Annotated in this window: 19 protein-coding genes and 1 other annotated feature; of the genes, 18 read left to right on the forward strand and 1 reads right to left on the reverse strand. The window is 42.2% G+C overall.

Annotated features, from left to right (window positions below; genetic code table 11):
• Nucleotides 1–55: 55 nt before the first annotated feature.
• The 5 genes from NXG62_RS02635 (at nucleotide 56) to NXG62_RS02655 (ending at nucleotide 6,176) form a co-directional block, all read left to right on the forward strand.
• Entirely contained in the window at nucleotides 56–859 is an 804-nt protein-coding gene (locus NXG62_RS02635) for an electron transfer flavoprotein subunit beta/FixA family protein (protein WP_427112272.1), read from the forward strand.
• A 21-nt stretch (nucleotides 860–880) separates the two neighbouring features.
• Complete coding sequence (locus tag NXG62_RS02640; RefSeq protein WP_427114218.1) at nucleotides 881–1,888, forward strand: electron transfer flavoprotein subunit alpha/FixB family protein; 1,008 nt, start codon at nucleotides 881–883, stop codon at nucleotides 1,886–1,888.
• 226 nt (nucleotides 1,889–2,114) lie between these two features.
• Nucleotides 2,115–2,332: a binding site (T-box leader), on the forward strand.
• A 40-nt stretch (nucleotides 2,333–2,372) separates the two neighbouring features.
• On the forward strand, nucleotides 2,373–4,280 hold the full coding sequence (gene thrS, locus NXG62_RS02645; RefSeq protein WP_427113449.1) for a threonine--tRNA ligase: 1,908 nt from the start codon (nucleotides 2,373–2,375) through the stop codon (nucleotides 4,278–4,280).
• Nucleotides 4,281–4,524: 244 nt separating this feature from the next.
• Nucleotides 4,525–5,394 (forward strand): ribosome biogenesis GTPase YlqF, encoded by an 870-nt coding sequence (gene ylqF / locus NXG62_RS02650; protein WP_427113450.1) that lies wholly within the window; start codon nucleotides 4,525–4,527, stop codon nucleotides 5,392–5,394.
• A complete protein-coding gene (locus NXG62_RS02655; RefSeq protein WP_427113451.1) occupies nucleotides 5,394–6,176 on the forward strand; it encodes a ribonuclease HII in 783 nt (260 codons plus the stop codon). The genes ylqF and NXG62_RS02655 overlap by 1 nt, the downstream gene beginning before the upstream one ends.
• Before the next feature lie 95 nt (nucleotides 6,177–6,271).
• On the opposite strand, the gene NXG62_RS02660 is transcribed toward NXG62_RS02655, so the two are convergent.
• Complete coding sequence (locus tag NXG62_RS02660; RefSeq protein ID WP_427113452.1) at nucleotides 6,272–7,225, reverse strand: magnesium transporter CorA family protein; 954 nt, start codon at nucleotides 7,223–7,225, stop codon at nucleotides 6,272–6,274.
• Between the two features lie 344 nt (nucleotides 7,226–7,569).
• Here NXG62_RS02660 and NXG62_RS02665 point away from each other — a divergent pair, with 344 nt between their 5' ends.
• The 13 genes from NXG62_RS02665 to NXG62_RS02725 all read left to right on the forward strand — a co-directional run bounded on the left by NXG62_RS02665 (nucleotide 7,570) and on the right by NXG62_RS02725 (nucleotide 21,885).
• Nucleotides 7,570–8,457 carry a LysR substrate-binding domain-containing protein gene (locus tag NXG62_RS02665; protein WP_322351537.1) on the forward strand — a complete coding sequence of 296 codons (888 nt, stop codon included), beginning with the start codon at nucleotides 7,570–7,572 and terminating at the stop codon, nucleotides 8,455–8,457.
• A 37-nt stretch (nucleotides 8,458–8,494) separates the two neighbouring features.
• Nucleotides 8,495–9,235 carry a 5-oxoprolinase subunit PxpB gene (pxpB, locus tag NXG62_RS02670; RefSeq protein ID WP_427113453.1) on the forward strand — a complete coding sequence of 247 codons (741 nt, stop codon included), beginning with the start codon at nucleotides 8,495–8,497 and terminating at the stop codon, nucleotides 9,233–9,235.
• A gap of 13 nt (nucleotides 9,236–9,248) precedes the next feature.
• Complete coding sequence (locus NXG62_RS02675; RefSeq protein ID WP_427113454.1) at nucleotides 9,249–10,220, forward strand: biotin-dependent carboxyltransferase family protein; 972 nt, start codon at nucleotides 9,249–9,251, stop codon at nucleotides 10,218–10,220.
• A gap of 311 nt (nucleotides 10,221–10,531) precedes the next feature.
• Entirely contained in the window at nucleotides 10,532–11,752 is a 1,221-nt protein-coding gene (locus tag NXG62_RS02680; protein WP_427113455.1) for an NRAMP family divalent metal transporter, read from the forward strand.
• Between the two features lie 46 nt (nucleotides 11,753–11,798).
• Complete coding sequence (locus NXG62_RS02685; RefSeq protein WP_322351538.1) at nucleotides 11,799–12,587, forward strand: putative hydro-lyase; 789 nt, start codon at nucleotides 11,799–11,801, stop codon at nucleotides 12,585–12,587.
• Between the two features lie 8 nt (nucleotides 12,588–12,595).
• A complete protein-coding gene (locus NXG62_RS02690) occupies nucleotides 12,596–13,354 on the forward strand; it encodes a LamB/YcsF family protein (RefSeq protein ID WP_427113456.1) in 759 nt (252 codons plus the stop codon).
• Nucleotides 13,355–13,360: 6 nt separating this feature from the next.
• The gene (gene pxpB, locus NXG62_RS02695) at nucleotides 13,361–14,086 is read left to right on the forward strand and encodes a 5-oxoprolinase subunit PxpB (RefSeq protein ID WP_427113457.1); all 726 of its coding nucleotides are present in this window, start codon (nucleotides 13,361–13,363) and stop codon (nucleotides 14,084–14,086) included.
• Nucleotides 14,083–15,081, forward strand: a complete 999-nt coding sequence (locus tag NXG62_RS02700) for a biotin-dependent carboxyltransferase family protein (protein ID WP_427113458.1) — start codon at nucleotides 14,083–14,085, stop codon at nucleotides 15,079–15,081. Before pxpB (NXG62_RS02695) ends, NXG62_RS02700 begins: the two co-directional genes overlap by 4 nt.
• Before the next feature lie 56 nt (nucleotides 15,082–15,137).
• Entirely contained in the window at nucleotides 15,138–15,548 is a 411-nt protein-coding gene (locus tag NXG62_RS02705; RefSeq protein WP_427114219.1) for an acetyl-CoA carboxylase biotin carboxyl carrier protein, read from the forward strand.
• 12 nt (nucleotides 15,549–15,560) lie between these two features.
• Nucleotides 15,561–16,916 (forward strand): acetyl-CoA carboxylase biotin carboxylase subunit, encoded by a 1,356-nt coding sequence (accC, locus tag NXG62_RS02710; protein WP_427113459.1) that lies wholly within the window; start codon nucleotides 15,561–15,563, stop codon nucleotides 16,914–16,916.
• Nucleotides 16,917–17,052: 136 nt separating this feature from the next.
• Complete coding sequence (gene smc / locus NXG62_RS02715; protein WP_427113460.1) at nucleotides 17,053–20,610, forward strand: chromosome segregation protein SMC; 3,558 nt, start codon at nucleotides 17,053–17,055, stop codon at nucleotides 20,608–20,610.
• On the forward strand, nucleotides 20,610–21,569 hold the full coding sequence (gene ftsY / locus NXG62_RS02720) for a signal recognition particle-docking protein FtsY (RefSeq protein ID WP_427113461.1): 960 nt from the start codon (nucleotides 20,610–20,612) through the stop codon (nucleotides 21,567–21,569). Before smc ends, ftsY begins: the two co-directional genes overlap by 1 nt.
• Nucleotides 21,559–21,885 (forward strand): hypothetical protein, encoded by a 327-nt coding sequence (locus tag NXG62_RS02725; protein WP_427113462.1) that lies wholly within the window; start codon nucleotides 21,559–21,561, stop codon nucleotides 21,883–21,885. Before ftsY ends, NXG62_RS02725 begins: the two co-directional genes overlap by 11 nt.
• The last annotated feature ends 68 nt before the right edge of the window (nucleotides 21,886–21,953 follow it).

The raw sequence follows: 21,953 nt of genomic DNA on the forward strand, positions 1-21,953 counted from the left end.
TGTTGCGTAATCAAGCTGTGGAGACAAGAAAACATTTTTAGGAGGTTAGCGTAATATGGAAATATTGGTATGTGTAAAACAAGTACCAGACACGGCAGAAGTAAAAATCGATCCAGTGAAACATACCGTCATTCGTGCGGGTGTGCCTAACATCTTTAATCCATTTGACCAGAATGCGTTGGAAGCAGCGCTGCAGTTAAAGGATGAACAGGGAGCTAAGGTAACGCTGCTCTCTATGGGGCCGCCGCAGGCTGTGGAAGTACTTCGTGAAGGACTGGCCATGGGAGCCGATGAAGCGTATTTGCTGACAGACAGAAAAGTCGGCGGTTCGGATACCCTGGCAACCGGCTACTGCCTGGCACAGGCAGTTAGAAAAGTAGCGGAACTACAGGGGCTGGACCATTTCGACATAATTCTCTGCGGCAAGCAGGCTATTGATGGAGATACAGCTCAGGTCGGTCCGCAGATAGCAGCGGAACTCGGTATTCCACAGATCACTTACGCAGCTCATATCGCAGTAGAAGGAGAAAAAGTAACGGTAAAACAGCAGAATGAAGAAGGGTATATCGTTACGGAAGCATCGTTCCCCGTTCTCATTACGGCTGTAAAAGAATTAAATGAACCGCGGTTCCCGACCATTCGCGGAACCATGAAGGCGAAACGCCGGGAAATACCAACCTTGTCGGCAGAGGATATCAAAGTAGACGAAAGCCGGATCGGCTTGAGCGGCTCGCCGACGAATGTCCGCAAAATCTTCACTCCGCCTCAGAGAACGCAGGGTCTTATTTTGAACAATGAAGATGTTGCTGTATCTGTTGCTACGTTGATGGAAAAATTAGCAGAACAGAAGATAATTTAATTCTAAGGAGGAAACGTGAAGATGGATTTGGCTAATTACAAAGGCGTGTATGTCATCGCTGAACAATTTGAAGGCAAACTGCGCAATGTATCGTTGGAATTGTTAGGCCAGGGCAGGATATTGGCCGACAAAATCGGAGACGAAGTAGGGGCCGTCTTGATCGGCAGCGGGGTAACCCCGCTGGCTCAGGAATTGATTGCCCACGGAGCGCATAAGGTATATGTGTATGACGACCCGAGACTGGAACAATACAATACGACGGCGTATGCGAAGGTATTGCAGCACTTCTTTGAAGAAGTAAAACCGAACGTATTTCTGGTAGGGGCGACGAATATCGGACGGGATTTAGGACCGCGCGTAGCCAATGTATTAAAGACCGGTCTGACAGCAGACTGCACGGGACTGGATGTGGATGACGACGGAAAGACGATCGTATGGACGCGTCCGGCACTGGGCGGGAATATCATGGCAGAAATCGTATGCCGTGAAAATCGGCCGCAGATGGGTACGGTTCGACCGAATGTATTTAAGAAACCGGCAGCCGACGCATCCGCGACGGGCGAAATCATCAACATGAAGGCGGAACTGAGTGATGGCGACTTCATGACGAAGTTCGTAGAACTGATTAAAATGGGCGGCGGCGGCGTCAAGATAGAAGAAGCCGACGTTATCATATCCGGCGGCCGAGGAATGAACGGCTCGGAACCGTTCGAAGGAATGCTGAAGGAACTGGCGACCTTGCTGGGAGGAGCCGTAGGAGCTTCCCGTGCTGCGGTAGATGCCGGCTGGATAGATGCACTGCATCAGGTAGGACAGACCGGAAAGACTGTAGGCCCGAAGATTTATGTGGCTTGCGGGATATCCGGGGCAATCCAGCATTTAGCGGGTATGACAGGATCGGACTGCATCATCGCGATCAACAAAGATCCGGATGCTCCTATCTTCCAGGTTTGCGACTATGGTATCGTAGGAGATGCGTTTGAAGTAGTTCCTAAGATCACAGAAGCGATCAAAAAACTTAAAGGTTGATTTTTGATCATATAAAAGGCTGCTGCTGTTATGCGGCAGCCTTTTAATTTTGTTTTCCATGATAACATGGGTTAGTAAGATCGGCATATCCATATGTGTGTGATTGGTATTGTATCACGATAGGAATACTGTCAGTAAAAGATATAGTAACACGAATATAAAGTTTCTTGACTTTATATTCGTACAGTCGTATAATTACGTCATACATAGAATATAGTTATATATGTAAACAGCTTAGATAAGGACATGACAGGCCGTATGTTTTATTCAGAGAGGAGTATGAATGGTGTGAGTACTCTATAAAACTAGTTTTGTTACCGCCTTGGAGCTTGTGGGAAGAATATGTAGTATTCCTTCACGGTCGTACCGTTATAACGCTTGAGTACATGAGCATATTGCTTATGAACTAGGGTGGAACCACGTGAGTAAACTCTCGTCCCTTGAGGATGAGAGTTTTTTTGTACAAAAAAGGAGGATGTTTTATATGGCTGAATTAATTTTGAAAGACGGAAGCAAAAAGTCCTTTGCTGATGGTATTTCTTTACAGCAAGCTGTACATGAAATCAGTAACAGTTTGGAAAAAAAAGTGTTAGTTGCTAAAGTTAATGATCAGGTAACGGATTTAAGAGAAACTATCGTTGATGGTTCTCACGTTGAATTTTTAACCTTTGCGGATCAAGAGGGGAAAGATACTCTTCGGCACACTGCGTCCCATATTATGGCGCAGGCCGTTAAAAGACTTTTTAAAGATGTGAAGTTAGCCATTGGTCCGTCTATTGAAAACGGTTTTTATTATGATTTTGATACAGAACATCGTTTTACACAAGATGATTTTGTTTCTATTGAAGAAGAAATGCGTAAAATTGTTAAAGAAAACCTTCCACTTACAAAAGAACTTGTTTCTCGTACCGATGCGATTAACCTGTTTACTGATATGAAGGAAGAGTACAAAGTCGAACTTATTCAAGATTTACCGGAAGATGCTCAAATTTCTCTTTACCGTCAGGGAGAATATGTTGATCTTTGCGCAGGTCCTCATGTTGCGGCTACGGGCCAAGTAAAAGCTTTTAAGCTTCAAACCGTGGCAGGTGCTTATTGGCGCGGTGATGAACATAATAAAATGCTGCAGCGTATCTATGGTACTGCCTTTTTGAAGCAAGAAGACTTAGATGAATATCTCCACATGCTTGAAGAAGCAGAAAAACGTGATCATCGTAAACTTGGCAAGGAATTGGATTTATTCAGTTTTCACGAAGAAGGACCTGGATTTCCTTTCTTTCATCCCAAAGGAATGGTTCTTCGGAAGAATCTTTTAAAACTTTGGTATGAACTTCATGAAGAAGCAGAATATGATGAAATCAGTACTCCTATGATTTTAAATCGACAGTTGTGGGAACAATCCGGTCATTGGGATCATTATCGTGATAATATGTATTTTACTACTATTGACAATGAACCATATGCCATTAAACCGATGAATTGTCCTGGCGGCATTCTTGTTTATAAGAGTAAAATTCACAGTTATCGTGATTTCCCGATGCGAATGGCCGAATTGGGACTCGTACACCGGCATGAATTACATGGAGCACTTCATGGACTCTTCCGTGTTCGCTGCTTTACGCAAGATGATGCACATATTTTTATGCTGCCGAGTCAGATGAAGGAAGAATTAAAGGGTGTCATGGATCTTTTTGCTAAAGCCTATGGAATCTTTGGTTTGGAATATCATGTGGAATTGTCTACACGTCCTGACGACTCCATGGGATCTGATGAAATTTGGGAATTGGCGACGAATACGCTGCGCGAAGTTGTCGAAGAAAAAGGTGTGCCGTATGTTATTAATGAAGGCGACGGCGCTTTCTACGGACCCAAACTTGATTTTCATGTTAAAGATTCCATTGGCCGTACTTGGCAGTGTGGTACTATTCAGCTAGATATGCTGATGCCGGAACGTTTTGATATGACTTATATCGGAGAAGATGGACAAAAACATCGTCCTGTTATGATTCACCGTACTTGCTTCGGCAGTGTGGAACGTTTCCTTGGCATTCTTATTGAAAATTATGCGGGAGCGTTTCCTGTTTGGCTGGCTCCGGTTCAAATTAAATTGCTTCCTATTACAGATAAGCATTTGCCCCATGCGTTGGCTTTGCGTAAAAAATTCAAAAAACTTGGCATTCGTGTTGAAGTAGATGAAAGCAATGAAAAAATAGGGTACAAGATTCGTAAAGCACAAATGGAAAAAGTCCCGTATATGGGTATTATTGGGGATAAAGAAGTCGAAGGCAACACCTTGTCTCTTCGTGATCGCAGCAAAGGAGATATAGGCGCCAAATCTGTCGATGAAGTCATTGCCCATATTCAGGAATTGAATGAATCCCGTAAAGGATAAGAAGATACATATAATATAAGATATTGTAAAAATTTCAATAAAACAATATAATTAAAATAAGCAAGGCATATAGAATTTCATGAAAAGGAGTTCCATATGCCTTCCTTGTTGTTTATATATTTATGTCGTCAGCTGATTTGGCATGTAAAGTCAGACAGCTTTTTTTGCAGTTGTTATGTTTCGGCAGCATTTGTGAAGCAAGAATAGAAATAACAGAAACATTACGGCGAATAGAGAGGAATTTATGATTATTAATTGGTATCCCGGCCACATGGCAAAAGCCAGACGGCTGATTGAAGAAAATATAAAGATGATGGATGTAGTCATTGAATTGCTGGATGCACGTATACCTATAAGCAGTTCTAATCCGATGATTTCGAGAATGATAGGGGAAAAGCCGTCGGTCTTAGTACTCAATAAAGCAGATCTTGCAGATGAGGCAGTGCTTAAAAAATGGATAGTTTATTATAAACAGCAGGGACGTATTGTTATTGCACTGGACAGTAAAGGGGGAAAAGGGGTAAAGCCTTTGGTAGCAGAAGTTAGAAAGCTGGCAGCTCCGAAACTGGAACATTGGCAAAAAAGGGGACTTAAGACACGAAGTGTCCGGACGATGATCTTGGGTATTCCTAATGTGGGTAAATCAACGTTGATTAATAAGTTATCCCGCAGCAGCGTAGCCAGAACAGCCGATAAGCCGGGAGAAACCAAAGGAAAACAATGGGTGCGTATTGCCAATCAGCTTGATTTATTGGATACGCCGGGAGTACTATGGCCTAAATTGGAAAATCAAATATGTGCATACCGATTAGCTGCTACCGGTGCTATTTCGGATACGGTTTTTGATATGCAGGATGTAGTGACAAAGTTAATCGGCGAATTACGTGTACATTACCCGCAGAAACTTTGTGACCGGTATAAAATAGATCGGTTGTCGGGAACACCGCAGGAAACAATCGAATACATCGGCAGAAAACGAGGGTGTATTGTAGCTGGAAACATGATAGATTTGGAAAAAACGTATAAACTTATTTTAAAAGAATATCGAGAAGGAAAAATAGGAGAGATTTCATTGGATCGTGTAGAAGACTTTGCTATAAAAGGTAAACTATAATGGATATTTCAAAAGTAAGTGTAAAAGATATAAGAAAAATGTTGGAAAATGAGGAAACACATATTCCGTCATTATTGGAGGCGATGGAGGCGGATTCCCGGCATTCCGTCTATAAATTAAGAACTGCATTTTTAAAACGAAAACTGCGTGAAGAACAAGAACGGGAACGATTGGAGGCTATGTTTTCTTTTGAAACATTTTACTATAACCAAGGTATCTATCATATAGCGGGTGTTGATGAAGCGGGGCGTGGTCCTGTTGCCGGTCCGGTTATGGTTGCCGCTGTTATTTTACCGCCGTTTTGGGAATGTCCGGGTTTGAATGACAGTAAAAAAGTAGCACCTAAAAAAAGGGAAATTTTATATGATATAATTATGAAAGAAGCAGTGGCTGTATCTTGTATCGCTAAATCAGAAGAAGATATTGATGCCCTTGATATTTATCATGCGACACAACAGGGAATGTATGAGGCCGTAGGTGCATTGAAAATACAGGCACAGTCTGTATTGGTTGATGCAATGCCGCTTCCGGCTTTAACTGTTTCACACCGTTCTATTATAAAGGGTGATGCAAAAAGCGCATCTATAGCAGCCGCTTCTATTGTTGCAAAGGTCACACGAGATCGATTAATGAATAAGTACGACAAACAATATCCGCAATATGGATTCTCTGAACATAAAGGATATTTGACGCAAAAGCATTTGGAGGCGATACAACAATTTGGACCCTGCCCTATTCATCGCCATTCTTTTGAACCAATAAAATCAATGATACAGAAATAAACAAATAGCAGTCCATGCCATTGAGGGTATTTTTAACATAAAAAAAATCTGTAACAAGATTTTTATCTGTTACAGATTCGAAGAATCGCAATAAATTAAAATAAATGCTTTTTCCAAAGCATAAACGCAGCACCCGTGGCACAAACGAAAGATACGCCAACAACAAGCCAAAACCCGATTTGACTGTCAGAGAAAGGAACGGGAACATTCATTCCCCATAAACTGAAAATAATGGTAGGAACAGCGAGAATAATTGTGATGGATGCCAGAAACTTCATTACAATATTCAAGTTGTTGGAAATAATAGAAGCAAATGTGTCCATCATGTTGATTAAAATGTTGGAATACATTTCAACCATTTCAATAGCCTGTTTATTTTCGATAATAACATCTTCCAGCAGGTCTTCGTCTTCTTCATACATTTTCAGGAGATGCCGCAATGATTCATTGCGGCGAAGACGAAGGATTTTTTCCATGACAATACCGTTGCCGCGCAGGGCGGAAGTAAAATAGGTAAGGGATTTCTGCAGTTCTAAGAGCATAAAAAATTCTTTGTTCTGCATGGAATGCCGCAGTATCGATTCAATGTCGTCGGTACGGTGATTTATTTGCTGCAGATATCTTAAAAATAGAGTAGCTGTCCGATACATAATTTGAAAAAGAAACCGTGTCTTTTTAAAAGTACAAAATAAAGGGTATTTGTTTTTTGTAAATGCCCTGATTACTTCCGTTTCTTCCAGACAAATGGTAATAATAAAATCAGGGGTAATAAATATGCCGAGAGGCAGTGTATCATAACTGTCCGTTTCACGAAGAATAGGGATATTGATGACAATGAAAACATAGTTGTCTTCTAGTTCTACATGAGAACGTTCTTCTGTATCCAATGCTGTTTTTAAAACGTCTGTCGGAATTTCTGTAATCATAGAAACTAATTGTAAATCTTCTGAATCGGGGTTTACGATATTAATCCAAGAACCTTTTTCGGCAGAGGCTAAAGAAATATTATTTTCTAAATGTCCATTAGTATGCTTATAAATTTGAAACATTATAACTCCTCCGTCGGTAAAGTAGGTATACACCCAAACTCTAATATAATCAGAAAAACGAGGCTCGTCAAGTATATTTTTTGATTTTACTAAATACAATGTATCAATGTATATAAAATACATGAAGTTTTTTAATATTGAGGGAATGATTGTCTGATGGCGGCCATTGCCGTACGGGCGGCTGAAGATTTACTAATGTATGAATTTCGGAAGTATCAGGAAATTCTGTTTTGTGCAGTAAATTAAATGTATCGTTTGAAAATTTTATTTACATTAGCCGTTATTGGATATATGCATTGATAATTTTTTTGAAAAGCAAGTAAAATAGACAGGAGGTCTGTTTTTTGGAAATCCGGCAATTGAAAACATTTATGAGTATTGTGAAGTTAGGCAGCTTTTCTCAAGCAGCTCGTTTTCTGGGATACACGCAGTCAACGGTAACGACACATATTCAATTATTAGAACGAGAATTAAACATTGCACTTTTTGAACGGTTTGGACGTCAGCTGATGCTGACAACGGATGGGGAACGTTTATATGACTATGCAGAAGAAATTGTAAAATTATCTGAAAATGCTAAAAATGAATTGGAGAATATAGATATTCCGCACGGGGTAATTACGATTGGGATACCTGAATCCATCTGTGCCTACCATTTAACCCAGTTGATGAAAGAATACAATGCGTTATATCCGGATGTGAATTTGAAATTAAAAATAGATGACAGTATCAATTTTTGCTATTTGCTGCGAAAAAATGTAATAGATATTGCATTTTTTCTAAGTAAAACAATACAAGACAGTGATTTAAGAAGTGAGTTTTTGTGGGTGGAAAAAATTGTAATGGTTGCTGCACCTGAAAATCCATTGGCAAAATTAGAAAAAGTTACAGCAGAACAGTTACAAGGACAAAAATTGATTTTTACTGATTTATCTAATAGTTATCAAATAATACTAAACGAATATTTAATAGAAAAGTCAATCCAGCTTCCGATGATTTTGGAATTGGAATCTATTGATATGATAAAACAATTTGTTATCAGTAATTTGGGAATTACTATATTGCCGCTGGCAGCAGTTCAAAAAGAGCTTGAAACCGAAAAATTGGTGATTCTGCCGTGGCAGGGGGTAAAGTTAAATACGAATGCATATCTTGTTTATCATAAGGAAAAATATTTTTCTTGTGCTATTAAGGCTTTTATTAAACTTGTAAAAGAACGGCTCTTAAAATAAAGATAACAAATTTTGTGACATGGAGTTGAGAATTTTATTGAAAAATATAGTAGAGGGAATAAAAATATTGACTGCCGGAGAATGTGGAGTGGTCGTTGAATTTGGTACTAGTATTTCTCCTGCGGTGAATCGATTGGTTCAACAATTGACACAAATAATAAAAAATGCTGAATGGGAAGGAATACGCGAAGTAGTGCCGACATATCGGTCAGCAGCTATTTATTATGATCCCATGATTATTTCGTATGAAGAAGTGTGCAAGCATATCCGACAATATATTCAGCTGCTTAAACCGGAACAGCATGACGCAGTTTCACCGGTTATTGTACAGATACCTGTTTGTTATGGCGGCGTTTTGGGACCTGATCTGGAATATGTTGCAAAATATACAGGATTAACGCCTGAAGAAGTTATTCGTATTCATACATCACGATCCTATCTGGTTTATATGCTGGGATTTACACCCGGATATCCTTATCTCGGGGGATTATCAAAAAAATTAATAACGCCGCGGTTAGATAAGCCGCGGCGTAATGTGCCGGAAGGTTCTGTTGGAATAGGCGGGAATCAAACAGGCTTTTATACTAGCCAGACTCCCGGAGAGTGGTGGCTTATAGGCAGAACTCCTTTAAAAGGATTTAATCCGGCGTTGCGTCATCCTTTTTTAGTCAATGCGGGTGAGTACGTACAATTTGTGGAAATAAAAATTGATGAATATTTTGCGATTCGCAAAGATGTTTTAAAGGGTACATACAGACTTCATATATGCCGTTCATAGGAGGATACTGAGTATGATTACTGTTATAAAACAGGGAAATTTGGCAACCATTCAAGATGAAGGCCGGCGTGGATATCAGGCCTGGGGAATGCCTGTTTCCGGTGCCATGGATCAGTATGCCTGCCATATGGCCAATTTACTGGCAGGAAATAAAGTAAGTGCTGCTCTTATCGAAATGGTTAAAGAAGGACTTATTCTTAAATTTGATAAAAGTCAATTGGTTTCTGTATGCGGAGCAGATATGCAAGGTATGGTCAATGACAATCCTATTGAAAACTGGTCTTCTTTTGTCGTACCCGATGGAGGAACTCTTTCTTTTGGCGGGGCTGTGTCCGGTCAGTGTGCATATATAGCGGTACATGGCGGTTTTGATGTTCCGAAGGTATTAGGAAGCCGTTCTACCTATACAGTCGCAGGAATTGGAGGGTATGAGGGAAGAATGTTGCATCAGGGGGACATGTTGTATTTGGCGGATGATAAGGAAAAAAAAGTGTGTACGACAAAAATACCACCGGCCTATATACCTCGTTATGATAGGGAATGCACGCTGCGTATTATGATGGGACCGCAGGATTCATTATTTTCACAGGAATCAATACATCAATTTTTGACTGGAACATATGTTGTGGAATCATCCAATAGAGTGGCATATCAACTGACAGGGCCTAAAATTATGCCGATAGCTAAAACCAATATAGTATCAGATGCAGTAAGTCCGGGGGCTGTTCAAATTCCTTCAGGCGGGGCTCCGTGTATTGTGGCAGCTGCAGATCATGGAACCACACGGGGTTTTGCTAAAATTGGATATGTTATTCAAGCAGACCTTATGAATTTAACACAAGCAAAAGATGGGAATAAAATTCATTTTGTGGCGGTGACACAGCAGGAGGCCGTGAAATATTTAAAACAGGAACAGCAGGATTACGAGGCGGTAAAAGATTACATTGAAAAGAGTTATTTTCGTACATTCAAAAAAAATGAATAACCCTATTCATTTTTTCAATTTTAATTTATCGAACAAGCATGTTATAATAAATCAAACAAAAGATTAAAAGAGCGATGGTGCTTCAGACAGAATCAAACTGTTTGAAGTACCCTTTTTTTTTGGATACGGAAAGGGGGCGGCATGTGGGCATTATCGTATTTCTGTACGACGTAGAAAAGAAAATAATAAGTTTTATTATGCATAAATACTGTGTAAATTAAATTCGCAGCGTATTTGGCGTTTTTTTCTATGGATTATGTTTCGCCATTATTTTAATTTTAAATATAGTATGTGAAAGGAGAATCATAGAAATGGAGACAGAAAATAAAATCTTGAAAGAAGAAAATAGATTTAAAGTTAAAAACAGCATACAATCGTATTTAGGGGCCATTTTTTTAATGGCTATCACCGCAATCGGGCCAGGATTTTTAATGCAGACCACGGTGTTTACACAAAAGACGGGTGCCAGTTTTGGCTTTGTTATTTTGGCATCGGTAGTAATCGACATCGCGGTACAAATTAATGTCTGGAGAATTATTATTGCTTCGGGAAAACGAGGCCAGGAAATAGGAAATATGGTGTTTCCCGGTCTGGGGTATTGTATATCTATCCTTATTGTTTTGGGTGGTTTGTGCTTTAATATTGGCAACATTGCCGGAGCTGCTTTGGGCTTGAATGTTTTGTTTGGTTTGGATGTTACCCTAGCCGCAGTTATCAGCGGCTGCATTGCCTTGTCGATTTTTTGCTTTAAACGTGTTGGCGAAATTATGGATAAATTTGTCAGTACCTTTGGTATTGTTCGTATTCTTTTAGCGTTATTCGTAGCAGTGGCGGCGCTGCCTCCGGTCAGAGAAGCGGCAGTTAAAACAGTAATGCCCGATCAAATTGATATTATGGCTCTGGTTACCTTGGTAGGCGGAAGTGTAGGCGGCTATATCACGTTTTCTGGAGGGCACCGTTTATTAGACTCTGGTATTAGTGGAATAAAACATGTTGCACAGGCAACACGCAGTGCCATCAGCGGTATCTTGATTACGGGAGTTATGCGTATTATTTTATTTTTAGGTGCTCTGGGTGTTATTACGCATGGGTATTTCATTGATCCGGCGAATCCAGCTGCTTCTGTATTTCAGGCTGCTGCCGGAGATATTGGATATAAATTATTCGGTATCGTTATTTGGTCTGCAGGTACCACCTCCGTTATTGGATGTGCCTATACGTCTGTATCGTTCTTAAAATCATTTAGTCCTAAGATTGATGAATATTATAGCAAAATTATTATTGGATTTATTATTTTTTCAACTTTGGTTTTTGTTATTGTAGGACAGCCTGTACGGGTTTTGGTTATTGTCGGTACGATAAACGGATTTATTTTACCTTTGGCTCTTGCCTCTATTCTTGTAGGTGCGTACAATAAAAAAATTGTAGGAGAATACAAACACCCCGTTTGGATGACCGTGGCGGGCGCCTGTGTTGCCGTGCTGATGGGATGGATGAGCATTCATACTGTTATTACGCAATTCTTACAATAATATATCACAGGTTTTCATAAAATGATAAAAAAGGATGTGTAGTATAATGACGTATAGTACGATGAAGCCAAAAGAAGTTCGGCAGCTTATAAAAGAAAAAAAGATAACAACATGTACAAGTGGGATGTGTAATGGATATGCCCAGGCGAATTTAGCAATATTACCCAAAGAACTTGCTTTTGATTTTTTGTTATTTACACAGCGCAATCCTAAACCGTGTCCGGTTCTGGATGTTACGGAAATCGGCTGTCCGGAACCTAAATTGGCAGCTCCCGGTGCTGATATACGGTATGATATTCCAAAATATCGCATTTACCGTTATGGAAAAATGACGGATGAAGTGACTGATTTAAGCACCTACTGGCGTGATGATTTAGTTGCATTTCTTTTGGGCTGCAGTTTTTCCTTTGAAGGTCCTATGCTGGATGCCGGCTTGGAAGTACGGCATATTACGGAAAATCATAATGTCCCTATGTATATTACGAATATTCCTTGTACTCCCGCAGGTGTTTTCCGTGGTCCTATGGTTGTTTCCATGCGTCCCATGAAGCCGAAGGATGCAATTAGAGCTACGCAGGTAACAAGCCGTATGCCGTCCGTTCACGGAGCGCCTGTCCATATTGGTAATCCGGCGGACATTGGTATTAAAGATATTTCAAAACCTGATTTTGGTGATCCATCGACACTATATCCCGGTGAGATTCCCGTATTCTGGGCTTGTGGAGTTACTCCGCAGGCTGTGGCTATGTCGGTCAAACCGGAATTTATGATTACACATGCACCGGGGCATATGTTTATTACAGATTTATGGAACGCTGATTTAAGTGTACTGTAGGAGGAACGATGTATTCTATTGATATAAACAGTGATTTAGGAGAAAGCTTTGGCGCATATACGATAGGCAGCGACAAGGAAATATTAAAGCATGTTACTTCGGCTAACATTGCCTGTGGATTTCATGCCGGTGATCCTGTTGTGATGGAAAAGACAGTATCACTTGCTGTCCAAAATGGAGTGGCCTTGGGGGCCCATCCGGGATTGCCCGATCTTGTCGGTTTTGGCCGGCGAAAGATTGACATAAAGCCGGAGGAAGCCTATGCTATAGTTATCTACCAGGTAGGCGCCTTGAAAGCGTTTGCGGATGCTCGCAAGGTAGCGGTACAACATGTAAAACCCCATGGTGCATTATATAATATGGCGGCAAAGAATCCGGCTCTGGCAGAAGCAATTGCCAGAGCGGTATATGCGGTAGATCCAAAATTGATGTTATATGGTCTTGCCGGAAGCCAGCTTATTATACAAGCTGAAAAATTGGGATTGTCAACGGCCAGTGAAGTTTTTGCTGATAGAACCTATCAGCCGGACGGTTCTCTCACCCCGCGCAGTCAACCCAATGCGATGATAACGGATGAAGAAGAATCTATTTTCCAAGTTCTCCGCATGATCAAAGAAGGGGTTGTCCGGGCACAAAATGGTCAGGATATTCCTGTACGTGCTGATACAGTATGTGTCCATGGGGATGGGGTGAAGGCGTTGGCTTTTGCTGATAAAATCCATCGTACATTGGAATTGCAGGGAATTCAGGTCAAGTCGTTTTGCTGAGGTGTTATGATGAGTCAAATTGATTTTTCTATTCAATCATTGGGAGAAACCGCGTTATGTGTGTCTTTTGGACACGTCATTTCTCCCGATATACATAAGCATGTGCGTTCGCTGGGGGAATTCCTGGAAAAAAATCCATTTCCCGGATTTCGTGAATGCATTTTATCATATACGGCAGTAACTGTATTATATGACCCTTTCGTTGTACATCGGCAACAGCAGGAAATAGAAACAGCAGCATTGTTTGTCGAACAGTACATTAAAGATGCAACGGAGGCGGCTGAAAGAGAGCCGCTTCCTGCCGCTGCGGTTGTATCTATTCCCGTATGCTACGGCGGCGACTATGGACCGGATCTGGATTTTGTTGCGCAACGTCATGGCTTGACAGCGGAAGAAGTAGTGGCGATTCATACGAAAAGTGAATATTTAGTATATATGATTGGATTTTGTCCCGGATTTCCGTATATGGGGGGATTAGATGAACGAATTGCTACTCCCCGCCGGCAAAGTCCGCGTTTGGAAATTCCGGCTCGCAGTGTCGGAATTGCGGGGATGCAGACGGGAGCGTACCCATTGGCTACTCCCGGCGGGTGGCAGATTATAGGGCGTTGTGCGGTGGACTTATTTACACCGGCAGGAGAAACACCCAGTTTATTAAAATCCGGAGATATTGTGCATTTTGTTTCAATCGATAAAGAAGAATACAGGCAGATGAGGGGGGATACACAATGAGTATATTCGTCCTCCGTCCGGGAATGTTATCAACCTTGCAAGATAGGGGGCGCCAAGGATATCAGAAATATGGCGTACTCGTATCGGGCGCAATGGATGAAGAAGCGCTGCGGTTGGGAAATATTCTCGTTGGCAATGAACAAAGTGAAGCAGCTTTGGAAATTACCATGATGGGACCTGTATTGAAATTCTCTGAAAATTTGTTGATAGCTCTTACCGGAGCTGACCTGCAGCCGACTGTCAATGACGTAGCGATACCCATGTGGCGTCCTGTTTTGATCAAAGCGGAATCGGTATTGCGTTTTGGACGGCCTGTACAGGGCTGCCGTACCTATTTGTGTGTATCCGGCGGATATAATGTCCCATCGGTGATGGGCAGTAAAAGTACCTACCTTAGAGCGGGATTTGGCGGATTTAAAGGAAGAGCGGTACAGACCGGCGATGTTTTGGAGCTGGGAGAGATATCTTCTTTGGGACGCAAGATAATCCGCTCTCTGCAAGATGAAGGAGAGTACGAAACAGCTCGCTGGTATATACAACCTGCCTATAGACTGAATGGTGAAAACGGGCAGCCCATACGTATTACGAAAGGACTTCAATATAAGTATTTTTCAGAGGAAACTAAGCATCATCTGGTTTCTAAAGATTTCCGCATTACTATCCATGCGGATCGCATGGGGTATCGTTTGGATGGCTGTAAACTAGAACTTATCAATCCGCTGGAAATGATTTCAGAAGCGGCAATACAAGGAACGATACAAGTACCTGCCGACGGGAATCCAATCATTCTTATGTCAGATAGACAAAGTGTAGCGGGGTATCCGAAAATTGCACAAGTCAGCATGGTGGATATGAGCCGTCTGGCACAATGCAAGCCCGGTGATAAGGTAAGGTTTTCCTTAATTACATCCCAACAAGCCGAGGGACTGCTGATACAGCGGGAACAATATATTAATGATGTTGCCGTTTCTGTAAAGTATCGGTTTGCGCAGTAAAAAATATTTTCCCGTGCGCTATCTGATGCGGGAAGAATGTGAGGCCCATTGTGGACATGAAAGAAGTCGAAGCATTAATACAAATGTTTGAAAATTCGTCTTTGACGGAATTAAAGATAAAAGATAAGGATTTTTCTATTGAGTTGATACGTACTGCGGCAGAAACAGTTGCCACGGAGCACGCTGATACTCCGGCAGTACTTCCTGCTGCGGCGTCTTCAGATGTGGAAAAAACGATTACAGCGCCGATGGTGGGGACCTTTTATACAGCAGCGAATCCCAATGCGGAACCATTTGTCCGTGTGGGAGATGCAGTTACCATTGACACGACGGTTTGTGTATTGGAAGCAATGAAAGTATTTACAGAAGTTCCGGCTGATATGAGTGGAACAATAACGAAAATTCTTGTATCGGACGGGGATTTCGTAGAATATGGACAACCTCTGTTTAAAATCAAGATTAATTAGAGGAGAATTATTGTGAAAATAAAAAAAGTTTTAATCGCCAACCGGGGAGAAATTGCCGTTCGTATTATTAAAGCTTGCCATGAACTGGATATTAAAGCGGTTGCGGTATATTCCACGGCAGATAAAGCCGCTATGCATGTTTTGCAAGCAGATGAAGCATATTGCATTGGCCCGGCACCTGCGGCGAAAAGTTATTTGAATGTAACCGCCTTGCTTACCGTTGCAAAAGCAGTGCATGCAGATGCGATTCATCCGGGATATGGATTTTTGGCGGAAAATGCTGATTTTGCGGATGCTTGTACATCCGCCGGGTTTATTTTTATTGGTCCTGATGGAAATGCGATCCGATGCATGGGAGATAAATCCCAAGCTCGGATGACGATGCTTCATGCTGATGTTCCGGTAGTTCCGGGGACGGCAGATCTTATTCATTATATAGAAGAAGGAGAATTGGTAGCGTCCCAAATCGGCTATCCTGTTCTTATTAAAGCCACTGCCGGCGGCGGCGGTAAGGGAATGCGCGTTGTCGAAAATGAGCGCGATTTAAAAAAAGCGCTTCATGAAGCGACGCAGGAAGCGACACGTAACTTTGGCAACGGCGGGGTGTATCTGGAAAAATATTTAACGCATGCTCATCATGTAGAAATCCAGATTATGGCGGATTCCTTTGGAAATGTGGTTGCCTTAGGCGAACGAGATTGCTCGACACAACGCCGTCATCAAAAAGTTATTGAAGAGGCGCCGTCCCCCATTATGGATGCGGTGATGCGCCGTAAAATGAGTGCTGCGGCTGTTGCTGCCGCAAAAGCTGTACGGTATTGCGGCGCTGGCACGGTGGAGTTTATTGTCGATGAAAACAGAAATTTTTATTTTATGGAAATGAATACACGTATTCAAGTTGAACATGGTGTTTCGGAAATGGTAACAAATACGGATCTTGTTCAAACGCAGATCCGTGTAGCTGCCGGCGAACCGCTTCCATGGCGGCAAGAGGATATACATATAGATGGCTGGTCTGTAGAATGCCGCATTAATGCAGAAGATCCGTCCAACAAATTTATGCCGAGCCCGGGGAAAATAACAACCTATGCGCCTCCTCAGGGAGAGGGAATTCGAATTGATTCCTGTGTGCTTGCCGGCTCGGAAATCAGTCCCTTTTATGATTCGATGGTAGCCAAAGTTCTGGTCAAGGCGCCCACGCGTGCGCTGGCTATACAAAAAATGATTCACGTTCTTGATAATTTTCATATCGAAGGAATAAAAACGACGATTCATTTGCAGCGAAATATTTTAGCAGGAAAAGTATTTCAAGAAGGAAAAATGGACACGAATTATTTAGAGGAACATTTGGATGAATATCTATCATAGGAACGTATGTAGAGTAATTGCTATATCATATTAGATTGTACGGTATGTGTGAAGGGACTAGTATCTAGTCCCTTTTTTGTATACTCGATGATGTGGTATAATAAAATGAAATGCTTTAAGAAAGAGGTATACGCGGGTGCAATTACTGAAAATGGAGCTGCGGGGATTTAAATCCTTCGCTGATAAGACAACGCTTACATTTGACAAAGGGATTACGGCTATTGTCGGTCCTAATGGAAGCGGCAAAAGCAATATATCCGATGCCGTCCGATGGGTTATGGGAGAGCAGAATGTTCGTCAGTTGAGAGGACAAAAATCAGAAGATATTATCTTTGCGGGTACAGAAAAACGCCGTCCTCAGGGAGCGGCCGAAGTGTCTCTTTATTTTGATAATACGGATCATTCTCTTGACCTGGATTTTACGGAAGTCGTTGTTACACGACGTTATTTTCGTTCCGGGGAAAGTGAATTTTATATTAATAAAAGACCTTGCCGGTTGAAAGACATACATATGCTTTTTGCAGATACAGGAATAGGGCAAGATTCGATGGCGGTCATCGGCCAAAATCGTGTTGATCGTATTCTCAACAGCAAGCCGGAAGAACGGCGTATTATATTTGAAGAAGTTGCGGGTATCAGTCGGTTTAAAGCGCGAAAACAGGAAGGGCTGCGAAAAATAGAGGAAACAAATCATAACTTAGAGCGAATCCGAGATATGATGTCGGTATTAGAGGAACAAATCGGACCGATGGAAGAAGAAGCCCATCGGCTGAAAACCTTTCGTGAGTTGGATGGAGAACGGATTTCTTATGAAGGAACATTGACACTGCAGGAATTGCGCAATGCGGAACGCTTGTTGACAAAGGCTGAAAACAGTCGTGCTGCGGCGACTACACAACGGCAAGATACGATGGCAGCGTTAGCTAAGGTAGAAAAAGAACATGAACATCTCATGATAATTATGGAACAGGAAGGAACGACACTTCGTCAACTCGATGAAGCGGCTTCCCTGGCCCATAATGAACTGGACAGCATGAAAAACCGTAAAGAAGCAGGTGTTTTGAGAAAAAACGAATTGGAAGAAGAAGAAAAACAATTTATTCTGGAAGAGGCACAATTACAGGAAAAAAGTACGCAAATGGATCATCAGCGCCAAGAATTAGCGGTACAGCTTTCTTCCAGACAAACCGAACTGGATGCCGCACGAAATGGATTTGCATTAACAGCGGAGCTGTTTAAGCAAGCTGAAGAAAAAGCCAATACGGCGAATCAGGATTTGCAGGATATTTCTGTACAAAATGCGCAGCGGCAGCAAAATTTATTTATTGTAAAACGGGATATAGAAGAACTGCAGCGCCGTATTTCAGAAAATCAAATACAGTGCAATGAATTAAAAAAAACGACAGATGATCAGCGAATACATAATGTAACCAAGCAGGAATGCTGCAAGGTATTAGAAGAAAAATGTCTTATTGCAAAAAAAACGGTGGAGGAGCTGACTGCAAAAGCGCAGGAAATGCGATCGAAACGGGAGGAAGCTTGCAAGGCACAGGAGGCAGCGGAGCAAGAATACCGTACTGTACAGAATCAGGCTGCCAGTCTGGAACAGCGAATTCGTGTGTTGGAAGGAATGGAACAAGAACACGAAGGAGCCGGGCGTACCGTTAAGGAAGTATTAAACGCGCAACAAAGCTGGCGCAAGGATATTTGCGGTATCGTTGGAGAATTATGCACGATACCGCCTCTATATGCGGCGGCTTTGGATGTAGCGTTAGGAGCTTCGGCCCGTTATGTTGTAGCAGACAGTGAAAAGTCGGCAAAATCGGCTATTGCATATTTGAAAGAACGGCATGCCGGCAGAACAACTTTTTTACCTCTTGATACCATACGAGCCAAGGGACGCACAAGGGAAGAAGAACAGGCTGTCAAAGAACAAGGAATTATTGGTTTCGCCAATGATTTGCTGGAATTTGATACTGTATATATGCCTGTATTTACGTCTCTGCTCGGACGGACTCTTATTGCTGATACCATAGACAACGGTACCGTTGTGGCACATAAATATGGGCATCGCCTGCGTATTGTATGTTTAGATGGAACGCAATTTAATGTAGGCGGTTCTTTGACTGGCGGCAGTATGCGCAATCGCGAGGGATCGCTTATCAGCCGGCGCGGTCTTTTGGAAGAACTACGGCAGCAGGAGAAAATAAATAAAAAGAAATCAGTCCTATCTCAACAAACACAAAATAAACTTTTGAATGTACGGAATGCCATTGTGCAGCAATCGGAAGATGCAGAAGTACGCTATCAGCAGGCAACGTTGGATTGGCAGAAACTTTTCTGGCAGGCCGGTTCTGCAAAGAAAGAGGCGGAACAGGCGGTATCTGTTTTAGCACAGACAGAAAAAAAACTTTCCATGCTGCATGATGCCGGCCGTATTCTGCAAGACACACTGACTCGAAAAATGTTGGAACAGGAACAATGGACGGACAAACCGCAGCAAAATACGGAAAAGATGGAGTCAGCCTGTATCACTGCGCAGGAGGAAATGGAGAGCTGCCGGGCGGCTATGACAGAACGGCAAGTTGCATTAGCTACGCTGCAAGAGCAAGTAAAGCATGCACAAGAACAACTGGAACAGAATACAACCTGGAAAACGCAGCTGCAGGCAGATATGAAGCGATTGAAGACACGACGTGATATGCTGAATATACGCCGGCAGGAATTGACAAGCATGCTTGAACAGATAACAGAAAATATTTTTCTTAAAGAAGAAGAAACTAAAAAACGAAATGCAGATAAGGAAGCATTTTATCAGTTGAAAGCGGAAAACTTTAAACAGAGTCAAAAATGGGACGAAATGATGAAAAAACTGCGCAATGAAGTGGAAAATTGGAACCAACGGGTTAATACAGCGGAAATCCAATTAGAAAAGTATCATGGCGAAATACGGCATGGGGAAGAACGGCTGGCACTGCAGGGACTCAGCCGACAGGAAGCGATGGAACGGCGCAGAGAAGGGTCTCTTAAAGACTTAACGGACAAGGTCACATGTCTTAAAGAACAGATAGCAATGCTAGGGCAGATCAATCCTAATGCGGATGAAGAATATGGCAGGGCAGTGGAGAAAAAGCAGTTTTTTACAAAACAATGTGATGATTTATTAGAAGCTAAGCAAAAGTTGCGGGCTGTTGTCTCGGAAATAGATAATGCAATGGCTAAGCAATTTGGTCAAGCTTTTAAGGAAATCGGGGAACATTTTCAGCGTATTTTTACACGTCTCTTTGGCGGTGGCAGTGCCAAACTCCTGCTTACGGATGCGCATGATATTTTGAATGCCGGCGTAGATATATTGATCCAGCCGCCGGGGAAAAAACAGCAGCAATTAACCTTATTATCCGGCGGAGAAAGAGCACTCACGGTTATTGCTCTGCTTTTTGCTTTTCTAGCCTATCATCCCGCGCCCTTTTGTCTTGTGGATGAAGTAGATGCAGCACTTGATGAAGCAAATGTAGAAAGACTGGCACGGTATATTAAAAATTACAGCGGGCATACACAGTTTATTGTTATCACCCATCGCCGTAAGACGATGGAAGCGGCCAACACCTTGCAAGGTGTTACTATGGAAGAAAAAGGCATTTCTCGCTTGTTGACCGTAAAAGTCGATGAGCTTTTAAAGGAAGGGGTATACTAATGGGATTTTTTTCAAAACTTAGAAAAGGTCTGGAAAAAACAAAAGGTTCTTTTATTAAAAATATTGAGACGGTGGTATTAGGATATGCTAACATTGATGATGATATGTATGATGATTTGGAGGCAGTTTTATTAACCAGTGATATTGGAGTAGAAACAACGGAGTATCTCATGGATATGCTTCGTACCGGGGTGAAAAATAAAAGTATCAAAGATACGAACGATGTAGTGCCATATCTTCAAAAATGTATTACCGATTTGCTGAATGAAAATGCAGAACCGATAGGCAGTCACAGCGGTTCTGTTGAAGTTATTTTTATTGTCGGCGTCAATGGGGTAGGAAAAACTACGACAATAGGAAAATTGGCAAAATATTATAAGCAGCGGGGTAAAAAGGTAATGATTGCAGCTGGCGATACGTTTCGCGCGGCGGCTGCTGAACAGCTTACGATTTGGGCGCAGCGGACAGAGGTTCCCATTATTAAGCATCGCGAAGGAGCTGATGCGGCTGCCGTTGTTTTTGATGCTACGGCTTCTGCCAAGGCGCATGACATAGATATACTTCTTGTTGATACAGCCGGAAGACTGCAGACAAAATCAAATTTGATGGAAGAATTGCGTAAAATGGCCAGAGTCGCCAGTAAGAATATCGCAGGGGCACCGCAGGAAACACTGCTTGTTTTAGATGCGACAACCGGCCAGAATGCCGTTAGTCAAGCTAAATTATTTGGAGAAGTAGTGCCGCTTACCGGCGTGGTTTTGACAAAACTTGACGGTACAGCGAAAGGCGGCGTTATTTTATCGGTTAAGCGCGAACTGGGAGTGCCTGTCCGCTGGATTGGCGTCGGGGAAGGCGTCGATGATCTGCGGCCGTTTGATGCGGCGGAATTTGCCGATGCATTATTTGACAGACATATAACGGAACGTGAAAAAGAGGAAAATGAGGAAAATGATGACTAAAAATACGACGGAACTTTTGGAAATGGTGCATCAGCTTAATGTTACGCAAGAGGCAGACTGTTCGGCGGCAGAAGAACAAGCCATAAGCACTATCGTTGGCTGTGTGGGTGAACAGGAGCAGAGAGCATTTGCTCGGATGCTTGTCCAATATTGGAAGGATATTCCCAAAGGGATGGAACATGTTCCCCCGGAAATACGGCACCGGGCTCGAGAAGAGGCGGAATACGGGGGAATACCGGAAGATATACTGTGTATGGCTTGGCTTGTTTTTGACGGACCGGATTTCAATTCGGTCATGGGGAGAACGAAAGATTAAAAACACCCCGTAGTCAAGGAGTGACTACGGGGTGTGTCATATACACATGGACGGGCAGCAAAGATGGC

This window comes from Megasphaera sueciensis (assembly GCF_050219315.1).
Taxonomy (GTDB): Bacteria; Bacillota; Negativicutes; order Veillonellales; family Megasphaeraceae; genus Megasphaera_A; species Megasphaera_A sueciensis.

What these genes read in the sequence shown, in the direction of transcription:
- NXG62_RS02675 (WP_427113454.1), top strand. Translation starts at nt 9,249, where the DNA reads ATGATTACTGTTATAAAACAGGGAAATTTGGCAACCATTCAAGATGAA.
- NXG62_RS02635 (WP_427112272.1), top strand. Translation starts at nt 56, where the DNA reads ATGGAAATATTGGTATGTGTAAAACAAGTACCAGACACGGCAGAAGTA.
- pxpB (WP_427113457.1), top strand. Translation starts at nt 13,361, where the DNA reads ATGATGAGTCAAATTGATTTTTCTATTCAATCATTGGGAGAAACCGCG.
- thrS (WP_427113449.1), top strand. Translation starts at nt 2,373, where the DNA reads ATGGCTGAATTAATTTTGAAAGACGGAAGCAAAAAGTCCTTTGCTGAT.
- NXG62_RS02660 (WP_427113452.1), bottom strand. Translation starts at nt 7,225, where the DNA reads ATGTTTCAAATTTATAAGCATACTAATGGACATTTAGAAAATAATATT.
- NXG62_RS02700 (WP_427113458.1), top strand. Translation starts at nt 14,083, where the DNA reads ATGAGTATATTCGTCCTCCGTCCGGGAATGTTATCAACCTTGCAAGAT.
- ylqF (WP_427113450.1), top strand. Translation starts at nt 4,525, where the DNA reads ATGATTATTAATTGGTATCCCGGCCACATGGCAAAAGCCAGACGGCTG.
- NXG62_RS02725 (WP_427113462.1), top strand. Translation starts at nt 21,559, where the DNA reads ATGATGACTAAAAATACGACGGAACTTTTGGAAATGGTGCATCAGCTT.
- NXG62_RS02640 (WP_427114218.1), top strand. Translation starts at nt 881, where the DNA reads ATGGATTTGGCTAATTACAAAGGCGTGTATGTCATCGCTGAACAATTT.
- NXG62_RS02690 (WP_427113456.1), top strand. Translation starts at nt 12,596, where the DNA reads ATGTATTCTATTGATATAAACAGTGATTTAGGAGAAAGCTTTGGCGCA.
- NXG62_RS02685 (WP_322351538.1), top strand. Translation starts at nt 11,799, where the DNA reads ATGACGTATAGTACGATGAAGCCAAAAGAAGTTCGGCAGCTTATAAAA.
- NXG62_RS02705 (WP_427114219.1), top strand. Translation starts at nt 15,138, where the DNA reads ATGAAAGAAGTCGAAGCATTAATACAAATGTTTGAAAATTCGTCTTTG.
- NXG62_RS02680 (WP_427113455.1), top strand. Translation starts at nt 10,532, where the DNA reads ATGGAGACAGAAAATAAAATCTTGAAAGAAGAAAATAGATTTAAAGTT.
- NXG62_RS02655 (WP_427113451.1), top strand. Translation starts at nt 5,394, where the DNA reads ATGGATATTTCAAAAGTAAGTGTAAAAGATATAAGAAAAATGTTGGAA.
- ftsY (WP_427113461.1), top strand. Translation starts at nt 20,610, where the DNA reads ATGGGATTTTTTTCAAAACTTAGAAAAGGTCTGGAAAAAACAAAAGGT.